This is a genomic window from Kluyvera sp. CHPC 1.251, assembly GCF_036759945.1.
GTDB lineage: Bacteria > Pseudomonadota > Gammaproteobacteria > Enterobacterales > Enterobacteriaceae > Kluyvera > Kluyvera sichuanensis.
Window position 1 is genome coordinate 196,415 of sequence record NZ_JAPKIC010000007.1, and the last position, 16,824, is coordinate 213,238.

Here is a 16,824-nt window from a genome sequence, read left to right on the forward strand (position 1 = left end):
GATGAGAAAAATCGGGATTATCGCCGTGCTGGCGTTCACGCTCTTCAGCCTACAGGCGCTGGCGCTTACACTGCCCGAGGCTCGCCAGCAGGGGCGAGTGGGAGAAACGCAGGGGGGCTATCTGGCGGCCATTGCCCAGGATAGCGAGACGCTGGCGCTGGTGAAGAAAATTAATGAAGCGCGCAGTCAAAGCTATCAGCAGCTGGCGCAAAGTAACAACCTGCCGTCGCAGGAAGTGGCGCGTCTGGCTGGGAAAAAGCTGATTGAGAAAGCCCTGCCGGGGGAATACGTCCAGGGCATTAACGGCCAGTGGGTGCGGAAGTAAAGGCTGGGGCGTATAAGAAAAAACGCATTACGGTTGAAACAGGGGCGGCAACTCGCTCATACTCTTGGCATGTAACCTGTTCGTCGGTAACGATTTTACCGGCTGCACATGAGAATAATAAAGGAACTCCCAATGGCAGAAGAAACGATTTTCAGCAAAATCATTCGTCGTGAAATCCCGTCAGACATCGTCTATCAGGACGAGCTGGTCACCGCCTTCCGCGATATTTCTCCGCAGGCGCCGACGCATATTCTGATCATTCCTAACACGCTGATTGCCACCACCAACGACGTTACCGCCGAGCACGAACAGGCGCTGGGGCGTATGGTCACCGTGGCGGCGAAAATTGCTCGTGATGAAGGGATTGCTGAGGACGGCTATCGTCTGATCATGAACTGCAACCGCCACGGCGGGCAGGAAGTTTACCATATCCACATGCATCTGGTGGGCGGTCGCCCGCTGGGGCCAATGCTGGCGCATAAAGGCTAACCTATGAAACCGGTCTGTCTCGGTCTTGTACTTTGCGCGACGCTGCTTGCCGGGTGCCATTCGCGCCCGGAAATTGCCGTCAGCGAGCAGCAAACGCTGGTCATGGAATCCAACGTCCTGGCGGCGGGGGTCAGCGCGGAAAAGCCGGTGCTGAGTTCATCGGATATCCAGTCTACCGCCAGCGCGAAGCTGTTTAATGAAAGGCGAGAGCCGGTCACCGTTCACTATCGTTTTTATTGGTATGACGCCAGAGGGCTGGAAATGCACCCGCTGGAAGCGCCGCGCAGCATCACGGTTCCAGCAATGGGGTCGGTGACGCTGTACGGGACGGCTAACAGTCTTGGGGCGCATAAAGCCCGGCTTTATCTTTATCTCTGAGGGGTAAACTATCAATGAGTAAATTGGGTCGCTATGCGTTAATTGCTTCCCTGGCAATGTTCCTCGCCGGGTGTGCGGTGCGTGAACAACCGGCACCGGTTGACACGGCAAATCCACAGCAGCCGCAGCAGCCAACGGAACCGCAGCAGCCGGTGCCGACGGTGCCGAGCGTGCCGACGATTCCGCAGCAGCCGGGGCCAATTGAGCACGGCGGTGAAACGCCTGCGCAGCCAACGCCGCGCGTCCGTCACTATGACTGGAACGGCGCCGCACAGCCGCTGGTGGGCAAAATGCTCCAGGCCGGCGGCGTTAACGCGGGCAGCATTCTGCTGGTTGATAGCGTCAACAACCGTACCAACGGTTCGCTGAACGCCGGTGAGGCGACGACCGCGCTGCGCAATGCGCTGGCGGGCAACGGTAAATTCACTCTGGTTTCTGCGCAGCAGTTGGCGGTGGCGAAGCAGCAGCTTGGCCTGTCGCCGCAGGATAGCCTCGGTTCCCGCAGCAAAGCGATGGGCATCGCCCGTAACGTGGGCGCGCAGTACGTGCTCTATTCCAACGCCACCGGTAACGTCAACGCGCCGACGCTGCAAATGCAGCTGATGCTGGTACAGACCGGTGAGATCGTCTGGTCAGGTAAGGGTGCGGTTGCGCAACAGTAAGCTCTCGCGTGACGCACTCCTGTCACGCGTCTTCCCGCACTATGAGATTGTCGCCAGCCCCGAAACCGCGGGGCTGAGCGGCAGTAGCTGCATCCTGCAACACGGCGAACGACGGCTGGTGCTGCGTCAGCACCATGACCCGCAAGCGCCGGAAAGCGACTTCCTTCGTCAGTATCACGCTCTGCGTCAACTCCCGTCCTCACTGGCGCCAAAGCCGGTTTTTTATACGCCTGGCTGGATGGCCGTCGATTTTTTAGCCGGTGAGATCAAAAGCGTGCTCCCGGCGCATCGTCAGCTCGCCGCTCTCCTGTATGATTTGCACCAGCAGCCTCGGTTTGGCTGGGCGCTTTCGCTACAGCCGCTGCTGATGCAGTACTGGGAGCAGTGCGACCCGGCGCGGCGAACGCCGCTGTGGCTGCGGGAGCTTAAGCGTCTGCGTAAGCAGGGCGAACCACGCCCGCTGCGGCTGGCACCGCTGCATATGGACGTTCATGCGGGCAACATTGTCCATACTGCCGACGGGCTGCGGCTGATCGACTGGGAATATGCGGGTGACGGCGATGTGGCGCTGGAGCTTGCCGCCGTCTGGACGGCAGATATGAAGCAGCGCCGCGAACTGACGTGGGCATACGCCGAGCAGGCGCATTTTTCGCCGCAAGCGCTCTGGCGACAAGTTAAACGCTGGCGGCCGTGGGTGCTGATGCTCATGGCTGGCTGGTTCGAGTGTCGCTGGCGGCAAAGCGGCGACAAACAATTCATCACGCTGGCAAACGAAATATGGTGCCAGCTTAGCGACAAAAAGGAGGCCGTGTGGGGCCAGTAATGTTGGATGTTGAAGGCTATGAGCTGGATGCCGAAGAACGTGAGATTCTGGCGCATCCGCTGGTAGGCGGCTTAATTCTCTTCACCCGTAACTATCATGACCCGGAGCAGCTGCGTGAACTGGTTCGCCAGATTCGTAGCGCCTCCCGGAATCATCTGGTGGTAGCGGTCGACCAGGAAGGCGGGCGCGTCCAGCGCTTCCGCGAAGGTTTCACCCGTTTGCCGGCTGCGCAATCTTTCGCCGCCGTGCTGGACGAAGAGGCGGGCGGGCGCATGGCGGTAGACGCTGGCTGGTTGATGGCAAGCGAAATGATCGCCATGGATATTGATATCAGCTTTGCGCCGGTACTGGACGTCGGCCATATCTGCACCGCCATCGGCGAACGTTCCTATCATGCTGACCCGCACAAAGCGTTGGCAATGGCACGTCATTTTATTGACGGCATGCACAGCGCCGGGATGAAAACCACCGGTAAACACTTCCCCGGCCACGGCGCGGTGACCGCTGACTCGCATAAAGAGACGCCGCATGACCCGCGTTCAGAGGCTGAGATTCGCGCCAAAGATATGGCGGTATTCAAAACGTTGATTACCGAAAACGCGCTCGACGCTATTATGCCCGCGCACGTTATCTATGATGAAGTCGACCCGCGTCCGGCAAGCGGATCGCCGCACTGGTTGAAAACCGTGCTGCGCGGCGAGCTGGGCTTCGATGGGGTGATCTTCTCCGACGATTTGTCGATGGAAGGGGCGGCAATCATGGGCAGCTACGCCGAGCGCGGCCAGGCATCGCTGGATGCAGGTTGCGATATGATCCTCGTCTGCAATAATCGTAAAGGGGCCGTCAGCGTGTTAGATAACCTGTCGCCGATCAACGCTGAGCGTGTTACGAAGTTGTATCATAAAGGTTCATTTAGCCGTCAGGAACTGATGGACTCCGCCCGCTGGAAAACGGTTAGCGCTGAGCTGGAGCAACTCCACGAACGCTGGCAGGAAGAGAAGGCTGGTCATTAACCCTCCCGGTGTGGGAGTAATGGTGTGGTGAGGATCAAATGATTATCTATTTACACGGTTTTGACTCGAATAGCCCAGGCAACCACGAAAAAGTGCTGCAGCTACAGTTTATCGACCCGGACGTGCGGTTGATTAGCTACAGCACGCGGCATCCGAAACATGACATGCAGCATCTGCTCAAGGAAGTGGACAAGATGCTGCAGCTGAACGCTGACGAGCGACCGCTCATCTGCGGCGTTGGTCTGGGTGGTTTTTGGGCGGAACGTATTGGCTTCCTGTGTGATATCCGTCAGGTGATGTTTAACCCGAACCTGTTCCCGAACGAGAACATGGACGGCAAGATTGACCGCCCGGAAGAGTATATGGATATCGCGACCAAGTGCGTGAATAACTTCCGTGAAAAGAACCGCGACCGCTGCCTGGCCATTCTCTCGCGTCACGATGATGCGCTGGATAGTCAGCGTTCAGCCGACATGCTGCATCATTACTATGAGATCATCTGGGATGAAGAGCAGGGTCATAAGTTCAAGAATATCTCCCCGCATCTGCAGCGGATCAAAGCCTTTAAAACCTTAGGCTAAGCGTCCCGCAAAGCGCCCCGGCAACGCCCCGTTGTCGGGGCTTTTTTTGTTAATTTTTAACCGAACCTACCCGTTTTTCGGCTATCAAAATACCGTTCGCTCAACTTCTGCGCGATAAAACTTGATGCACATCAATTTTGGTATGACCAATGCACCATTCATGTTATTCTCATTGCAGCTGAATGGTTTCACACAAGTAACTTGTTGTTAATTAAAGGCTATATTCATAACTTTTAATTAACAATTGGTTAATAAATTTTAAGGGGGTCACATGACTACGCCAATGAAAAAAATCGTAATTGTGGGTGGTGGTGCTGGCGGCCTGGAACTGGCTACTCAACTGGGTAGAAAGCTTGGCCGCAGTAAAAAAGCGAAAATCACGCTGGTGGATCGTAATCACAGCCACCTGTGGAAACCGCTGCTGCACGAAGTGGCTACGGGCTCTCTTGATGAAGGCGTGGATGCGCTGAGCTATCTGGCGCATGCGCGTAACCATCACTTCCAGTTCCAACTGGGCTCTGTAATGGATATCAACCGTGAAGCGAAAACTCTCACCATCGCTGAACTGCGCGATGACAAGGGCGAACTGCTGGTGCCTGAGCGTAAGCTGGCGTACGACACGCTGGTGATGGCGCTGGGCAGTACCTCCAACGACTTCAATACCCCGGGCGTGAAAGAGCACTGCATTTTCCTGGATAACCCGCATCAGGCGCGTCGTTTCCATCAGGAAATGCTCAACCTGTTCCTGAAGTACTCTGCAAACCTGGGTGCAAACGGCAAGGTGAACATTGCGATTGTTGGCGGCGGGGCGACCGGTGTTGAGCTGTCGGCTGAACTGCACAATGCGGTGAAACAGCTGCACAGCTACGGTTATAAAGGCTTAAGCAACGAAGCGCTGAACGTGACGCTGGTGGAAGCCGGTGAGCGTATTTTGCCTGCGCTGCCGCCGCGTATCTCCGGTGCTGCGCACAGCGAGCTCACCAAAATGGGCGTGCGTGTGCTGACCCAAACGATGGTCACCAGCGCTGACGCGGGCGGCCTGCACACCAAAGACGGCGAGTATATTCAGGCCGATCTGATGGTCTGGGCAGCGGGTATTAAAGCGCCGGACTTTATGAAAGAGATCGGCGGCCTGGAAACCAACCGTATTAACCAGCTGGTGGTTGAGCCAACGCTGCAAACCACCCGCGACCCGGATATCTACGCGATTGGCGACTGTGCCTCCTGCGCGCGTCCGGAAGGCGGCTTTGTGCCACCGCGCGCTCAGGCGGCGCACCAGATGGCGACCTGCGCGCTGAATAACATTCTGGCGCAGATGAAGGGTAAAGAGCTGAAAGCCTATAGCTACAAAGATCACGGCTCGCTGGTATCGCTCTCCAATTACTCCACCGTCGGCAGCCTGATGGGCAACCTGATGCGCGGTTCGATGATGATTGAAGGACGCATTGCGCGTATGGTTTACATCTCTCTGTACCGTATGCACCAGATTGCGCTGCACGGCTACGTGAAAACTGGCCTGATGATGCTGGTTGGTAGCATCAACCGTGTGATTCGTCCGCGTCTGAAGCTGCATTAATCATCGTGCTGTTCCCGGCCTACACCTGTAGGCCGGATAAGGCGTTTACGCCGCCATCCGGCAGGTGCTCGCATCTCGCCTGATGGCGGCGCGCTTATCAGGCCGGCAAGAGTTAGCTGCGCTTCCATCCTCAGAATCCTCCGAAACACCCATCTCCCCACATAAAATCCTGCTTTTGAGTTTTTGTCTGATAGGCACTGCTAACGATCGGTTGCACAATTGTTAGCAATAGCAACAAAGGAGGATGTCCCGTGAATAAATCAATGTTGGCGGGTATAGGTATTGGCGTTGCCGCCGCGCTTGGGGTGGCCGCCGTAGCGAGTATGAACGTTTTCGATCGTGGCCCGCAGTATGCGCAGGTTATCTCCGCTACGCCTATCAAGGAAACCGTCAAAAATCCGCGTCAGGAGTGCCGTAACGTCGCGGTGACGCATCGTCGTCCGGTACAGGATGAAAACCGTATCGCCGGTTCCGTGCTGGGTGCGGTGGCAGGCGGCGTGATTGGTCATCAGTTTGGTGGCGGGCACGGTAAAAGCGTGGCCACCGTAGTTGGCGCGTTAGGCGGCGGCTATGCCGGTAACCAGGTGCAGGGTGCGATGCAGAATAATGACACCTACACCACCAACGAGCAGCGCTGTAAAACGGTGTATGACAAATCCGAAAAGACGCTCGGCTATGATGTGACCTACAAAATTGGCGATCAGCAGGGAAAAATCCGTATGGATAAACAGCCTGGTAGCCAGATCCCGCTGGATAGCAACGGCCAGTTGGTACTGAATAAAGCCTAAAATAGCAGGTAGTCAGTTGTTCGCCCCGCCATCACTCAGATGGCGGGGCGTTTTTTTTATGACGGGGCGATCATCTGCGGCCAGAGTCGCAGCGTGGTGTCGGTTATCTGCATCAGGGTATCAAAGCTGGCACCTTCGCGCGCGCTGATGGACATGCCCTGCAAAATACAGCTCAAGAACAACGCCAGCTCGGTGACGTTTTTCTCCGCCGGAATTTCCCCTCGTGATTGGCGCAGCTGAAGAAACTGGTTCAGCGTCTGCTCCTGTATCGCATGGCGAGACTTAATGGTCTTCGCAATCTCTTTCGATGACGCCGCCAGCGCCGCCGAGGTGTTGATCATAAAGCAGCCTGCCGGCGTGTCCTTACTGGTAAAGCAGGTGGCTACCGCGGTGAAGTAGTTGCGTAGCGCTTCCACTACCGGTTGCTCATCGCAGAACAAGCAGGCTTCATTTTTTGAGGCAAAGTGCGTGATGTAGTGATCGAGAACGGCGCGGAACAGCCCCTCTTTATTCACAAACTCGGCATATAGCGTCGGCGCTTTTGCACCCGTAGCTTCGACGAGGTCGGAGAGGGATGTTGCTTCATAGCCATACTGCCAGAATAGCGTCATCGCTTTATCAAGCGCCGCTTCCCGGTCGAATACTTTAGGTCGACCGCGGCCTTTTTTCGCGCAACTTTGCGTGTCAGTTGTCATCGTGCCGCCTACCTTAGTCGGTGTTTAGTGAACGCTCATTATAAAAATAATCCCCGAAAGGGGCTAGCGCTTCGTGAGGAAAAATAAAAAGAACATATTCATATGAAAAATATATGAATCTTAATTAAATAAACGATCGTTATAAAAATACGTTGACGTGTGACCTGGATCTCATTATGATTATTTTATCGATCGTTAAGTTAATAACGTCTGACCTACAAAATCATCTGCAAAGGTAAAAATCATGAAAACCGTAAAAACTCTGGCCATCGCAGCCGTACTGAGCTCCCTATCATTCGCAAGCTTTGCTGCCGTAGAAGTGCAGTCTACTCCGGCAGACCAGCACAAAGTCGGCAGCATCTCCGCTTCCGCAGGCCCTAACCTGGCGTCTCTGGAACAAGAACTGGCTCAGAAAGCAGATGACATGGGCGCGAAATCGTTCCGTATCACTTCTGTAAGCGGTCCAAACAACCTGCACGGCACCGCAGTTATCTATAAATAAGCGTTAAAACCCTCATAATGCTTATGTCACTGCCATAAAAAAGGCCCTGAGCGTATCCCGCTCAGGGCCTTTTTCTTTATGGGTTCTGCTACATATTTTGCTGCGCGACGTCGTGGTGACGGGTGACATCAACCGGCATCCCGGAGCGTACGTCCATCACTTTGTTCATCACGGCCGTGTCGGTGTTCGCATTCTGGCTGAACGCCTGCATGCTGGCGTTTAACACAATAGGCAGCGTCTGCGGATCGTCATCAATATGTTCGGACAGCGGCTGGTGAACCTCCACCAGACGCACACCGTTGGGCTCGACTGACGCTTTAATCGGTGTGTTGATAATGGTCACCTTAGTGCCCGGTGTCACCTGGTCAAACAGCGCTTTAATGTCGCCGTCACGCAGACGAATACAGCCGGAGCTGACGCGCATGCCGATACCAAAATCGGCATTGGTGCCGTGGAGCAGATACACGCCGCCGTAGGCCGCAAGGCGAATCGCGTGGTGGCCCATTGGGTTATCTGGACCCGCAGGCATTACCGCTGGTAGATCGATCCCCTGTGCTTTGTAGCGGGCGCGGATATTGGCCGTTGGCGTCCAGGTTGGGTTGGCACGTTTATCGGAGACGGTAGTCACCATGGTTGGCGTCACCGTCGTGCCGCCTAGCTGGCCGATGCCGATAGGGTAGACGGTGACCGTATTTTTGCCCGGCGGATAGTAGTACAGACGCAGCTCAGCCAGATTCAGCACAATGCCTTCGCGCGGAACGTCCGGCAATAGTGTTTGCAGCGGAATGGTCAGTACGCTACCGGCGCGGGGCACGTAAGGATCGACCCCAGGGTTGGCCTGAAGCAGGGCCAGGAAACCAACGTTGTATTTTTTGGCGATAGATTCCAGTGAACCGCCGTTGTTCTCGACGACGTGGAAACGGTTTTCGCCAACCAGACGGCTGCCTGGCGGCGGTAACGGCCAGCTATTGGCGCTGGCGGGCAGCGCAACGCTGGCGACGAGAAGTAATCCCAGTAGCCAGCGTGAAAGTTGCAGAGTTTGTTTCATTACTCTAATCCCTCAAAGTCGCAATATGTTGCTTAAAAGTTAAAGCGACTATTATGCGGAAGGGAACTGTAGGGAAGTGCTAAGGGTTTGAAAGAGTATGTAAAGGCGGCCCCGTGAGTGGGGCCGCTGGCGGTTAGAAGGACATCTTCACCGTGAACTGCACTTCACGCGGGTCGCCAATCTGGTTGCCCAGGTTGTTGCTGGCGATAGAGGAGGTGTAGTAGGTCTTGTCGAACAGGTTTTTGACGTTCAGCTGAAGCGTGACCGGATACTGCAGCTTCATTTTATAGGCCGCAAAGACATCGGCTACCGCGTAGCCCGGCAGGTAGTAATCCGCGCCGTTGGTGCCTGAACGACGGCTCAATGCATGGCCGCCTCCGCCGAGGGTCAGGGTGTTGCTGTCGTAGACGTTGTTGATGTCATAGGTCAGGAACAGTGAACCGGTATGGCGCGGAACGTTTGGCAGCGGTTTGCCTGCATAATCAGGATCATCAATCACCTTCGCATCGGTATAACCGTAGCTAGCAATCACGTTCAGGTTATCGGTAAGCGAGCCTGCGACATCCACTTCAATCCCGCGTGAGCGCACTTTACCCGCCGTTTTGGCGTAGGTTTCGTCGCCGATGGTCTCGGTATACAGCACGTTGCGCTTATGAATATCAAAGAAGGTGATATTCGAGGTCACGCCGTTGAACAGATCAAACTTCGCGCCCATCTCGTAGGCTGTGGACTCTTCCGGCGGCAGATCGCCGATGTAGCTGGCAATTGAAGACTGCGGCATAAACGACTGCGCTACGTTGCCGAACAGCGAGACGTTCGGCGTCAGCTTGTAGACCATACCCAGCTTCGGCGTCAGCTTCTCATCCTGACTGTCGGTGTTCTCTTTAAACGGACGGCCTTTACCCGCGTACTGGGTGTAGTACTGGTAGCGCGCGCCGGCCACCACGATCCATTTATCGGTCAGGTACAGCGCGTCCTGTACGTAGGTAGCGTAGGTTTCCTGCTGAATGCGCTGGTCGCTGTCGGCCGCGGAGACGCTGGTACATTTACTCAGCGAGCCGTAAACCGGGTCATAAATGTTAAAGCCATTTTTGATGTTCTTGCAGCGAATCATATCGGTACGCAGCAGATCATAATTCTCGTAGGCAATACCGGTGAGCAGCTCGTTATAGAAGCCGCCAATCACCACGTTGCCCTGTAAATCGGCACGTGTGGAGTGCATACGCTGGGTAGAGCCCTGGGTCGCATCGACGCGTCGGGTCAGGTTGCCGGTCTTCGCATCGTAAGCCATCACGCGCGCCTGGTTATCGCTGTACATGTCCTGGCTAAAGCTGTAATCGAAGCGCGCGGTCCACTGGCTGTTCAGGCGGTATTCCGCATTAAGCTGCGCCAGATCGGAATTACCGTCGGTAATATTGAATGGCTCGTCAAAACGCTCTTTGCTCGACACGTTCACCGCATGCCCGGTATCGAGGTCGAAAATGGTGCCACGGTCGAACGGGGTATTGTAGTTACGGTGTGACCAGGAGAGGTTTACCGTAGCATCATCGCCAAACCACGTCAGGGAAGGCGCAATAAAGCTGCTGCGCTCTTTGCCGAAGTTACGCCAGTAATCTTCGTTCTGGTATTCACCAATCAGGCGATACGCCAGACGGGTGCCTTCAATTGGACCGGTCACGTCGATTTGCCCGGTGCCGCCGCCAAAACTACTGGAAGTGGCGGAAATATCGCCGGAGAAGGTGCGTTCAGGGCGTTTGGTGACGACGTTAATCAGGCCGCCTGGATCCAGAATCCCGTACAAAGTAGAGGCCGGGCCTTTCAACACTTCCACGCGAGACGTCGCGGCGTTAAAGCTGCGCGGCAGCACGGTGCGCAGGCCGTTGGTCATGATCGAACCATCGCGGTTGGCGCCAAAGCCACGACGGGTAAAGGCGTCCTGGGTGCCGCCCAGCGTGTTGGTTTGCACCACGTTGGCGACGTTATACAGCGCCTCGTCAAGTGAAGTGGCGTGCTGGTCCTCCAGCACTTTGTCACTCACCGTGTTGACCACCTGCGGAATATCGAGCAGCGGCATCGAGGTGAGGGTCGCGGTGGAGCTGCTGATGGGCTGATACCCTTCGGTAACCGTCTGGTCAGCCTGCGCGGTGCCTACAACCGTCATCGCTTCTTCTTTTTTCGCGCTATCGCCGCTCGGGGTATTTTCTGCCGCCATCAGCGAAGGGGAGCCGACCGCCCCCAGAAAAACCAATGAAAAAAGTGCGCGTCCGGATTTTCCCGTGAACGTCGGGAATAACTGTGTCATCTCTCTGTTTCCCATAAAAAAACTGCCGAAGGATGGCAGTCAAAATTGATAAAAATCATTGCCCTGAAAAGCCAAAATTACCCATTCACATCAAGCCGGGATGTTCAGGATATGTAATTGAGAATCATTCAAACATGCAGAAATGTAGTAGTAAATCCAATCGGCAATAAATTTATCGGCGACTCAAAATGAGCCGAAATGCGAGGCTGGAAAATAGAGGTGTTATTCATAATTAATTGAATATAAATGATTTTAATGGTTTTTGTTAGGTGCGGAAATCGCGTTTCATAACCTATTCCTTATGAAATGAAGTGGTAATGTAGTGCTATTGACTACTACATTACGGCATTGCATGATCAAAAGAGAATGAGATTTATTTAAAGTGCAGAACGATACCACGTCGTTGCGGCCGGAGAGAAAGAAACATGCCACAGCGGCAACAAAACGCCCCTCAGGAACGCGGGATCGTGCTGGAGTCCCTTTGCGCCGGTTACGGCAACCAGCGCATCGTTGATAACATCAGCCTGACCATCCCCGTCGGCAAGATGACGGTGTTGGCGGGCGCCAACGGTTCCGGTAAATCCACATTACTCAACACCATGGCGCGGATGCTCAAACCGCTGGGCGGCTGCGTTCGCCTGGACGGTCACGACATTCATCAACAGCCAACAAAACAGGTCGCGCGTCAGCTCGGCCTGCTGCCGCAATCGCCGTTGACCCCGGAAGGGCTGACCGTCTTTGAACTGGTCTCGCGCGGGCGTTACCCGTGGCAGGGGCTGATTCGCCAATGGTCGGCGGACGATGAACAGGCGGTCGAGACAGCGCTGCGTCTGACCGGCACTCTGGAGTTTGCGCATCTGCCGGTCGATAGCCTCTCTGGCGGCCAGCGCCAGCGCTGCTGGATTGCCATGGCGCTGGCGCAGCAAACCGCCACCATTCTGCTGGATGAACCCACCACCTGGCTTGATTTACGCTATCAGGTAGAGATCCTCGAACTGCTGCAGCAGCTTACCCGTGAACATGGGCGCACCGTGGTGACCGTGCTGCATGATCTCAACTTTGCGGTGAACTACGCCGACACGCTGATTTTTATGAAGCAGGGGAAGATTGCCAGCATCGTGGATGACAGCGCGCCTTGCACCGCCGAAATCATCAAACAGGTTTTCGACGTCGACGTGCATATGTTGCCTAACCCGCAAACCGGCAAACCACTATTTATGCCGTTCTGCGCCCATCCGGAGTCTGCCTGATGGCGACTCAGAGCCTGATTCAACGGCCAAAAACGGTTCGTCCGCTGTGGGCACTGCTGCTGGTTAGCAGTCTGCTATGCCTCGGCGCGGTGATCCATCTCGGGCTTGGCGCGCGTGCCATTGCCCCCGGCGTGGTGATTGACGCGCTGCTGCACTACGACCCGCGAAATTTTGACCACCGCATCATCATTAACCTGCGTCTGACGCGCCTGCTGGCGGCACTGTTGACCGGTGCGGCGCTGGGGGCAGCGGGGCTGCTGCTGCAAACGGTGATCCGCAACCCGCTGGGCGAACCGCATATTCTCGGCCTCAACGCCGGAGCAACGCTGGCGGTGGTGGTCTGCTCTGCGGCGGGGATCTCTTATGGCGTGAGTCGCCCGCTGGCGGCGGCTTGTGGGGCAGCGGCGTTGTTCGGGCTGGTAATGCTGCTGGCTTCCGCCGGGCGTGTCGGTGCGACGGCGATGAAAATTACCCTCTGCGGGGTGGCGCTGTCGGCGTTTGCGTCGGCTGTCACCGCGTCGATTCTGATCCTTGATGAACAGACGCTACAGGCGATGCGTACCTGGCTTGCGGGGGATCTCTCCGGCATTAGTCTCGGCACGCTACAGATTGCCAGCGTGCCTGCTCTGCTCGGCGTGTTAATGGCGGCGTTACTCGCACCGCGTCTCAACATTCTGGCGCTCGGCGACCGGGTGGCCAGCGGGCTCGGCGTATCGGTGGCGCGCACCCGCGTGCTGGGGGTGATTGCCATCGCGCTGCTGTGCGGTGCGGCGGTCTCGGTAGCCGGGCCAATTGGTTTTATCGGACTGGTGGTGCCACACGTTATTCGCCGCTGGGCCGGGCAGGATATCCGCACCGGTCTGTTGCTGGCGTTACCTACCGGGGCGTTGCTGTTGCTGCTGGCGGATATTCTCGCCCGCTGGCTTTTGGCACCACAGGAGCTGGCAACCGGGGTGATGACCGCGATGGTCGGTGCGCCGGTGTTTATCGCGATTGCGGTGAGGTTCTTTAAATGACGCGAACGGTGACTCGGGCGGGCTTTCGCGCCGTCACAATCGGCCCATTACGTATTCTGCTGCGCCCTCGGTTGCTGAACATCGCCGCCGCGCTGATGACCGTGATTGTGTTATTAGTGGTTTTCGGCGTCACGCGAGGCTCGCTGCCCATTCCTACTGGCGCTATCGGGCGGGCGCTGTTTATGCCAGAGGCGTTAAGTGCGCAGCAGGTGTACATCGTGCGCGACATCCGCTTACCCCGGCTGCTGATGGCGCTGTTCTGTGGCGGCATGCTCGGCCTTGCCGGTGCAGCAATGCAGTCGATTACCCGTAATGGCCTGGCTGACCCTGGATTGATTGGCGTGAAAGAGGGAACCAGCGTGGTGGTGCTGACCTTAATTCTGGCATTCCCTGCTGTGAGCCTCGCCTGGCGGCCGCTGGTCGGCATGCTCGGTGGCGTGCTGGTGGCGCTGCTGGTCATTGCGCTGGCCCGCGACCTCTCGCGCCCGCGCTTTATTTTGATCGGTATCGGCGTGTCGTGGGCGCTGTCGGCGGCGATGGGGCTGTTTATCACTACTGCTGATATCCGCGATGTGCAGACGGCGATGACCTGGCTTGCGGGAAGCCTGCACGCTGCCACCTGGTCGCTGCTGGCGGTCGCGGTGGCCTGGGCGCTGCCGGCGGTGCTGATCCTCTATTTGACGGCAAGGGCGGCAGACGTCGCGTTGATGGGCAACCAGGTGGCAAATGGGCTCGGGGTGCGGTTATCGCGCCTGACGCTGCTGCGCTTCTTCGCCCCGGTGCTGCTAACGGCGGCAAGCGTCTCCTGCGTCGGTAGCCTCGGTTTTGTCGGGCTAATGGCTCCGCATATGGCGCGCTTTATGCTGCGCGGTGGTCAGGTCGCGCTGCTTACCGGTAGCGCCCTGATTGGTGCGCTGCTGGTGCTGCTCACCGATACCCTCGGGCGGTTGGCCTTCGCGCCGCTACAAATTCCGGCAGGGATCATTATTTCGTTAATTGGCTGCCCCTTCTTTATTTTACTGCTGTGGCGTCGTCGCGACGCATTGTGAGGTTCTGAATGACCCTACGTGGGCTAATGTCAGCGTTGTGCCTGTTTAGTGTTTCGGCGTTTGCACAAACGCACCCGTTTACCGACGATCTGGGCCGTGTGGTTCAGGTTCCCGATCACCCGAAACGTATCGTGTCGATGCACGATCTCGATATTACGATTCCGCTCATCGAACTTGGCGTGCCGCCGGTCGCCAGCCACGGGCGGACGCGTCCGGACGGTAGCCACTATCTGCGCTCCAGCGCGATGCTGACCGGCGTCGATTTTGACAACAGCGATATTACGTTTATCGGCACCGCGGATATTGACCTCGAAGCGGTGGCGGCAGCGAAACCAGACCTGATTATTACCGAACCCAACCGTAACGTGCCGATTGAGCAACTGGCAAAAATCGCCCCGACGGTGAGCATTGACCATCTGCTCGGCAGCGCGCCGCGCATCTACAGCAAACTTGCCGAACTGACCGGCTCACAGGCGCGGCTGGCACTCCTTGAGCGCCGCTATCAGACGCAAATCGAACAGCTCAAACAAACCATCGATACCAATAAGATCACCGTATCGGTGATTCAGGCCAATAACGGCAAGGTGACGGTACATCACTCTTATCATTCATTGGGACGCGTGCTGCGCGACGCAGGTTTTCGATTCCCGCCGATGATTGAAGGCATTCCCGATGGCCAGCGTATCGATGTGAGCGCTGAGCAATTGCCGGAGCTGGACGCCGATTTCCTGTTTGCTACCTGGCGCTCGGACACCGGCGGCAAACCGCAGGATGAACTCAACGACATGGAAAAAGTGATGCCGGGCTGGTGCGACTTTATGCGCGCCTGCCGCACCGGGCATTACATCCTGCTGCCGCGCGACGAGGTTATCTCTAACTCTTATGCTTCGTTGAACCTGCTGGTGGCGGAGGTGCAGTCGCAGATTGCCGGTCGTCCACTGCCTAAGGAGGCGAAATGAGCCAGACGGTGATGCGTAAAGAGAAACGCCGGGTCGACCTGTTTGGCGAACGCCTGCGCAGCCGCACCCCTCAGCTTTCGCCGCGCCTGCTGACAGTCGCGCACTGGATTGATGACAACCGCGAGGCGGTGCTCGACCACACGGCGATGGAGATTGCCGCAGCTACGCAAACCTCCGATGCCACCGTGGTACGCGCCATCCAGGCGCTCGGCTTCGCCGGGCTGCGTGACCTGAAGCAGACCATGCAGCACTGGTTTGGCCCGACCATCACCTCGTCGGAAAAAATGGCTTCGACGGTCGGGGCGTTGACCAGCGACGTGAACTCCAGCATTGATTTTGTGCTGGAAGGGCATCAGCGTGCCTGTGAGATGCTCGCCAGCACCAGCAACCGTGCCGCGATAGCCCAGGCGGTGGCGCTGCTCGGTGACGCGCGTCAGGTGGCGTTGTTTGGCATTGGCGCGTCGGGGATTTTGACCGAGTACACCGCGCGACTGTTCAGCCGGATTGGTCTGCCGTCCTGTGTGCTCAACCGCACTGGCTTTAGTCTCGCCGAGCAGCTTATTGCGCTGCAACGAGGGGATGTGCTGATTATGATGGGGCAAAAATCGCCGCACCGGGAAGGGCTGACGACGCTGCGTGAGGCAGAGCGGTTGGGGATCCCAACGATTTTGCTGACTCAGGCTACTGATTCGCGTTTTAGCGATATGGCGCAGGTGGTGATCCACGTCCCGCGCGGAGAGAATGGTCGGGTACCGCTGCATGGTACGGTGATGGTGTGTCTGGAGATGTTGGTGCTGTCGGTGGCCTCTACCCATTCGCAGCGGACGCTGCGTTCGATGAAGCGAATTAACGATTTGCATAAGGCGATTGGGAAGTCTGGGGGGCGGAAAGGGGGGTAGCGCGATCGTTGCTAATGCCTTCGTTCTGAGTTGCATTCAGGCTTATCACTCTGTTGCGCTCCCATCCAGCACTAGCCATATAAATTGCGTGGGCGCAGGGAGCGCGCAGGGGGAGGCCAATCGCCACCTCCCCCTGCACCCCCGGGCTCTGGCGGCAAAATCGCCACTTCGTGGTTCCCTCAGCTTATTCCCTTCGGCTTCGGGTCGGGCGTGAGTTCACATCCCTGTGAACCACGCCCTCAGCCCACATCCCTGTGGGCTGACCCGGCCTACGGGAAACGCTTCGGCGATTTAGACGCCACCAAAAACCGTGCGGTCTTTAAGTTAACGGCAAAAAAACACACACAAAAAACACACGAATGTTACTGAAACCGATGAGTCCCCGCTGGAAATCGGCGAGCCGAAGAATGGAAGACAAGGTCAATCCGCCAGGGATGGCGGATTGAGGCGAACCGAGACAGGATGTCGA

General features: G+C 56.9%; 18 protein-coding genes. 15 read left to right on the top strand and 3 right to left on the bottom strand.

What is annotated here, in order from left to right; genetic code table 11:
- Window position 1: 1 nt before the first annotated feature.
- From V6940_RS15235 to V6940_RS15275, 9 genes are all read left to right on the top strand, one after another.
- Window positions 2–325: a YdbL family protein gene (locus tag V6940_RS15235; RefSeq protein WP_333496498.1), complete on the top strand. Its 324-nt coding sequence runs from the start codon at window positions 2–4 to the stop codon at window positions 323–325.
- A 132-nt stretch (window positions 326–457) separates the two neighbouring features.
- Entirely contained in the window at window positions 458–814 is a 357-nt protein-coding gene (gene hinT, locus V6940_RS15240; protein WP_333496433.1) for a purine nucleoside phosphoramidase, read from the top strand.
- A gap of 3 nt (window positions 815–817) precedes the next feature.
- Window positions 818–1,192 (top strand): YcfL family protein, encoded by a 375-nt coding sequence (locus V6940_RS15245; RefSeq protein ID WP_220439786.1) that lies wholly within the window; start codon window positions 818–820, stop codon window positions 1,190–1,192.
- A gap of 23 nt (window positions 1,193–1,215) precedes the next feature.
- Window positions 1,216–1,854 (top strand): penicillin-binding protein activator LpoB, encoded by a 639-nt coding sequence (gene lpoB / locus V6940_RS15250; protein WP_333496499.1) that lies wholly within the window; start codon window positions 1,216–1,218, stop codon window positions 1,852–1,854.
- Window positions 1,835–2,677, top strand: a complete 843-nt coding sequence (thiK, locus tag V6940_RS15255) for a thiamine kinase (RefSeq protein ID WP_333496500.1) — start codon at window positions 1,835–1,837, stop codon at window positions 2,675–2,677. The genes lpoB and thiK overlap by 20 nt, the downstream gene beginning before the upstream one ends.
- Window positions 2,665–3,690, top strand: coding sequence for a beta-N-acetylhexosaminidase (gene nagZ / locus V6940_RS15260; RefSeq protein ID WP_333496434.1), 1,026 nt, complete (start codon window positions 2,665–2,667; stop codon window positions 3,688–3,690). The genes thiK and nagZ overlap by 13 nt, the downstream gene beginning before the upstream one ends.
- A 38-nt stretch (window positions 3,691–3,728) precedes the next feature.
- Window positions 3,729–4,271 carry an alpha/beta hydrolase YcfP gene (ycfP, locus tag V6940_RS15265; RefSeq protein ID WP_185666102.1) on the top strand — a complete coding sequence of 181 codons (543 nt, stop codon included), beginning with the start codon at window positions 3,729–3,731 and terminating at the stop codon, window positions 4,269–4,271.
- Between the two features lie 271 nt (window positions 4,272–4,542).
- Window positions 4,543–5,847 carry an NAD(P)/FAD-dependent oxidoreductase gene (locus V6940_RS15270; RefSeq protein ID WP_333496435.1) on the top strand — a complete coding sequence of 435 codons (1,305 nt, stop codon included), beginning with the start codon at window positions 4,543–4,545 and terminating at the stop codon, window positions 5,845–5,847.
- Window positions 5,848–6,098: 251 nt separating this feature from the next.
- Window positions 6,099–6,635, top strand: a complete 537-nt coding sequence (locus V6940_RS15275; RefSeq protein WP_185666104.1) for a glycine zipper 2TM domain-containing protein — start codon at window positions 6,099–6,101, stop codon at window positions 6,633–6,635.
- 56 nt (window positions 6,636–6,691) lie between these two features.
- Here the strand turns inward: V6940_RS15275 and V6940_RS15280 are convergent, their stop codons facing one another.
- Complete coding sequence (locus V6940_RS15280) at window positions 6,692–7,330, bottom strand: TetR/AcrR family transcriptional regulator (protein WP_333496436.1); 639 nt, start codon at window positions 7,328–7,330, stop codon at window positions 6,692–6,694.
- A gap of 244 nt (window positions 7,331–7,574) precedes the next feature.
- Here V6940_RS15280 and bhsA point away from each other — a divergent pair, with 244 nt between their 5' ends.
- Complete coding sequence (bhsA, locus tag V6940_RS15285) at window positions 7,575–7,832, top strand: multiple stress resistance protein BhsA (protein WP_185666106.1); 258 nt, start codon at window positions 7,575–7,577, stop codon at window positions 7,830–7,832.
- Between the two features lie 88 nt (window positions 7,833–7,920).
- Here bhsA and ldtC read toward each other — a convergent pair whose 3' ends face one another.
- A complete protein-coding gene (ldtC, locus tag V6940_RS15290; RefSeq protein ID WP_333496437.1) occupies window positions 7,921–8,880 on the bottom strand; it encodes a L,D-transpeptidase LdtC in 960 nt (319 codons plus the stop codon).
- A gap of 133 nt (window positions 8,881–9,013) precedes the next feature.
- A complete protein-coding gene (locus V6940_RS15295) occupies window positions 9,014–11,092 on the bottom strand; it encodes a TonB-dependent siderophore receptor (protein WP_333496501.1) in 2,079 nt (692 codons plus the stop codon).
- 515 nt (window positions 11,093–11,607) lie between these two features.
- Between V6940_RS15295 and V6940_RS15300 the strand changes: the two genes are divergently transcribed.
- From V6940_RS15300 to V6940_RS15320, 5 genes are read left to right on the top strand one after another with little or no spacing between them, the layout of a single operon-like run.
- Window positions 11,608–12,432: an ABC transporter ATP-binding protein gene (locus V6940_RS15300; RefSeq protein ID WP_333496438.1), complete on the top strand. Its 825-nt coding sequence runs from the start codon at window positions 11,608–11,610 to the stop codon at window positions 12,430–12,432.
- Window positions 12,432–13,448 (top strand): FecCD family ABC transporter permease, encoded by a 1,017-nt coding sequence (locus V6940_RS15305; RefSeq protein ID WP_333496439.1) that lies wholly within the window; start codon window positions 12,432–12,434, stop codon window positions 13,446–13,448. Before V6940_RS15300 ends, V6940_RS15305 begins: the two co-directional genes overlap by 1 nt.
- A complete protein-coding gene (locus V6940_RS15310; protein ID WP_333496440.1) occupies window positions 13,445–14,497 on the top strand; it encodes a FecCD family ABC transporter permease in 1,053 nt (350 codons plus the stop codon). Before V6940_RS15305 ends, V6940_RS15310 begins: the two co-directional genes overlap by 4 nt.
- A gap of 8 nt (window positions 14,498–14,505) precedes the next feature.
- Complete coding sequence (locus tag V6940_RS15315; protein WP_442910823.1) at window positions 14,506–15,456, top strand: ABC transporter substrate-binding protein; 951 nt, start codon at window positions 14,506–14,508, stop codon at window positions 15,454–15,456.
- Entirely contained in the window at window positions 15,453–16,355 is a 903-nt protein-coding gene (locus tag V6940_RS15320) for a MurR/RpiR family transcriptional regulator (RefSeq protein ID WP_442910824.1), read from the top strand. The genes V6940_RS15315 and V6940_RS15320 overlap by 4 nt, the downstream gene beginning before the upstream one ends.
- Window positions 16,356–16,824 lie beyond the last annotated feature (469 nt).